This window comes from Vagococcus silagei, assembly GCF_004795745.1.
In the GTDB taxonomy this organism is placed as follows: domain Bacteria; phylum Bacillota; class Bacilli; order Lactobacillales; family Vagococcaceae; genus Vagococcus; species Vagococcus silagei.
In genome coordinates this window covers 1-3,360 of record NZ_SDGV01000044.1, presented here as the reverse complement: position 1 = coordinate 3,360, position 3,360 = coordinate 1, and the positions used below count along the sequence as shown (strand labels likewise).

Sequence of the window (3,360 nt, the reverse complement as noted above, 5' to 3'; positions counted from 1 at the left end):
ACAAAAGCTTGGGAAAAACTATACGCGAAACGAAGTGCAGTTGAAAGAGTGAATGGTTATCTAAAAGAACATATGAAATTAAATGATACGACACACTATCGATCAGAAATTGTTCAAGTGGAACTATTACTGATTCAACTTGCTTATAATTTAAAGAATTTTGCAGCACAACGATTATCACAAGTGAAATATAGAAAAGAACTAGTCGCTTAACTTCAAAAAACAAGAATATTGAAATTGGTCGAGTGTTTACTTTTCTAAAAAGTGAATTATGAAATTAGCTCAGATACCTAACGTATATAATGTTTGTTCTTCTTTTTTTGAAAAGGCAATGATGGCCAACAGAACAATCATGAGCCCAATCAGATAAACAAAGCCACCAATAAGGATGAAAGGTAGTGATGTTGTTACCTGCAATCCTAATGGCATAAAGAGTAAGATCAAATTCGTCACTTGATAAAGATAATATGCCCATTGTTCATTTTTTAAAAGTGGGGCAAATTGTGTCGCCTCTTGTGCCGCTTTGGGATTCAATAATGGCATGAGAACTAAGCGAATGAGGAGTAGTGGAATCAATAATAAAAAGCCATTCATAAAGAAAAACCACCTTTCTTGAAACGTTACTTTGATTAAAAGTGTTCGTCGTGATTTGTATGTTAAAATCGATCTTAAATTATCTTTTATTATACCATGGTATGATTGGACTTGGAGGATAATTCTGTTATGATATGAAAAAATAATGAGGAGGATGAAGATGATTAAAGCAAAACGATTAGAATCAGGGGATAAAGTTGCCATTGTCAGTTTGTCAAGTGGATTATTGGGAGAACCATTCACACAACACAATGTAGATATTGGCACAAAACGTTTAAAGGACTTAGGTTTAGTGCCAGTTATGATGCCAAATGCTTTAAAAGGAATTGATTTTGTTGCTGCCCACCCAGAAGCCCGTGCAGCGGATTTAATTGCTGCTTTTCAGGATGACGAGATTAAAGGAATCATTTGCGCTATTGGAGGAGATGATACTTATAAAACCTTACCTTATTTGATGAATCATCCAGAATTTAAAACACTTGTTAAAACAAACCCCAAACTATTTACAGGTTTTTCAGATACCACGATTAATCATTTGATGTTTTATCATCTGGGTTTGACGACTTATTATGGCATGTCATTTATTACTGATTTGGCGGAAATTAGCGATGAAATGTTACCTTATACAGCTGAATATTTTAACTATTATTTAGCAAATAGTCCAACATACGAAAAAATTGTACCAAGTCCAATTTGGTATGATGAACGTTTGGATTTTTCTGATCAGGCAATTGGTCAAAATCGCGTGGCTCATCGTGATGATAAAGGATTTGTCCTGTTACAGGGTAGCCCTGTTTTTGAAGGTCAACTTTTAGGGGGCTGTATTGATAGTTTGCACGATATGTTGACACCCAAGGTTTATGCGGATGAGCCTGAAATCGTCAAACAATCTAAAATTTTCCCAAGTCCTGCTGAATGGGCCGGTAAAGTTTTATTTATTGAAACATCAGAATTAAAAGAAACACCGGAAGCATTAGAGGACATGTTATCATTATTAAAAGAACATGGTATGTTTAACAAAGTGAGTGGTGTCATTATTGGAAAACCGCAAGATGAAACATATTATACTGAATATATTTCAATTATTTTGCGTGTCATTGACAATCCGGATTTATCTGTGGTTTACAATGTCAATTTTGGGCATGCAACACCACGTTGCGTGTTACCTTACGGCGTTAAAGTGCGTGTTGATACAAATGACCAAAGTATTCGTTTTTTAGAGTCTGTTTTTGCTGATTAAAATTTAAATTGCAAAACCAACCAAATAATTAATGTCAAAAGGAGTATTTTGATGAAAAACTTATTTTTAGCCTCCTCTTTCGCGGATAGCTATCAGCAATTGACTTATGCTTTAAAAGATCAAAAAATTGCTTTCTTTGATACGGCAAGTCTTGTTGAAGAGTATACTGATTACAAAGATGATACATTGATAATCCTTTCTGAACTAAAGGCAGATGTGATGGTTGTCGATTTGGAATCAGCGACTTTAAAGGAAGATCTCGCATCTGTGGATATCATTTTTATTGCAGGAGGAAATACGTTTTACTTATTGCAAGAATTAAGACGAAGTGGCGCGGATTTATTGATTTTAGACCACATTAGTCAAGGCAAACGTTATATTGGGGAATCAGCAGGTTCCATTATTATGGGTCCAGACATTGATTTTATCAAGTATATGGATGAACCTGAAAAAGCGTCACATTTAGAGAGTACGTTAGGCTTCAACGTGATTGATGTTTATCCATTACCTCATGTTAATAATGACTATCTGAATGATGCAGTTGAAGAAATTTTAAGAGTTTACCAAGACCGGCTTGCTTTTCATCTATTAACTGATCGTGATGTTCTGGTCGTGGAAGAATAACGATCACTGTATTTTTAGAAATAGTCTTTTTTATGTTTATATGTCGATGATATAGTGAAGTTAGTTGTTATTTAGTGCGCATTGTTCCGTAAATAATAGCTATCTTTACTATGTCATTTTTTCTATTCAACGACGATTATAATCATAAAATTTAGTACAAGAACTATTGTACGAAACACTGTTTTTTGTGTATTATTATAAAAAAGGAGGAGAAAAATGGAACCAATTTACCAATTTCCTAAAAAATTTTTTTAATGTATACAGTTGCTCTAATTTTAATACTTATTATGGCAGTTGTTAAGGTTTATGATTTAATCGGTGTGATCTTTGTAGCATTATTTCTTTCGATTTTGCGATTGAAAGTGGTGTTACTCAGTAGACGATTAAAGGATGGTATTTACTATAATTCAAAAAGTTTAATCGTTATCGTTAAGGGAAAAGAACAAGTTATTGATATTGATAATATAGCTGACCTGTATTTTGAAGTCGAACGTGTCTTTAATCCTTTTGCTATAGAAGAAAATGGCAAACTTGATACGCCTAAAATCATCCAAAAATCAGGAAAAACAATCGTCATTCCGTATGATACTAGTGCGTCTATGCAAGCAAAACTAATTAGAAGTGACACATTTTTCTGAATAGATATCGTGGTATATTCAATTTGGTGTCGGATTTTAATAAGAAATCTGAAACTATTTTATTGTATCGCCGATTGTAAAATTAAGCTAGACAACTAAAAAATCATTTGTGATACACTCAAATTGTACTTCCGACAAAAGAAAACAAGGAGAGTGATCACAAATGACCTATACACATCTTACTACAGATGAACTCGTTTTAATAGAATCATATTATCATCAAACTAAAAAAGTTAAGTTTGTTGCTGATGCTTTGAATCGGTC

General features: G+C 33.3%; 5 protein-coding genes and 1 pseudogene. 5 read left to right on the top strand and 1 reads right to left on the bottom strand.

The window, feature by feature from the left end:
* Window positions 1–213, top strand: a 213-nt coding sequence (locus tag ESZ54_RS12260) for a transposase (protein ID WP_162615172.1), incomplete at its 5' end; no start/stop codon positions are given.
* 69 nt (window positions 214–282) lie between these two features.
* On the opposite strand, the gene ESZ54_RS12255 is transcribed toward ESZ54_RS12260, so the two are convergent.
* A complete protein-coding gene (locus ESZ54_RS12255; protein ID WP_136137938.1) occupies window positions 283–594 on the bottom strand; it encodes a hypothetical protein in 312 nt (103 codons plus the stop codon).
* Between the two features lie 160 nt (window positions 595–754).
* Here ESZ54_RS12255 and ESZ54_RS12250 point away from each other — a divergent pair, with 160 nt between their 5' ends.
* The 4 genes and pseudogenes from ESZ54_RS12250 to ESZ54_RS12730 form a co-directional block, all read left to right on the top strand.
* Complete coding sequence (locus ESZ54_RS12250) at window positions 755–1,834, top strand: S66 family peptidase (RefSeq protein ID WP_136137937.1); 1,080 nt, start codon at window positions 755–757, stop codon at window positions 1,832–1,834.
* Between the two features lie 51 nt (window positions 1,835–1,885).
* Window positions 1,886–2,458: a Type 1 glutamine amidotransferase-like domain-containing protein gene (locus tag ESZ54_RS12245; protein ID WP_136137936.1), complete on the top strand. Its 573-nt coding sequence runs from the start codon at window positions 1,886–1,888 to the stop codon at window positions 2,456–2,458.
* A gap of 287 nt (window positions 2,459–2,745) precedes the next feature.
* Window positions 2,746–3,096, top strand: coding sequence for a hypothetical protein (locus tag ESZ54_RS12240; protein WP_136137935.1), 351 nt, complete (start codon window positions 2,746–2,748; stop codon window positions 3,094–3,096).
* A 163-nt stretch (window positions 3,097–3,259) separates the two neighbouring features.
* A pseudogene (locus ESZ54_RS12730) lies at window positions 3,260–3,360 on the top strand (IS30 family transposase); the annotation flags it as partial.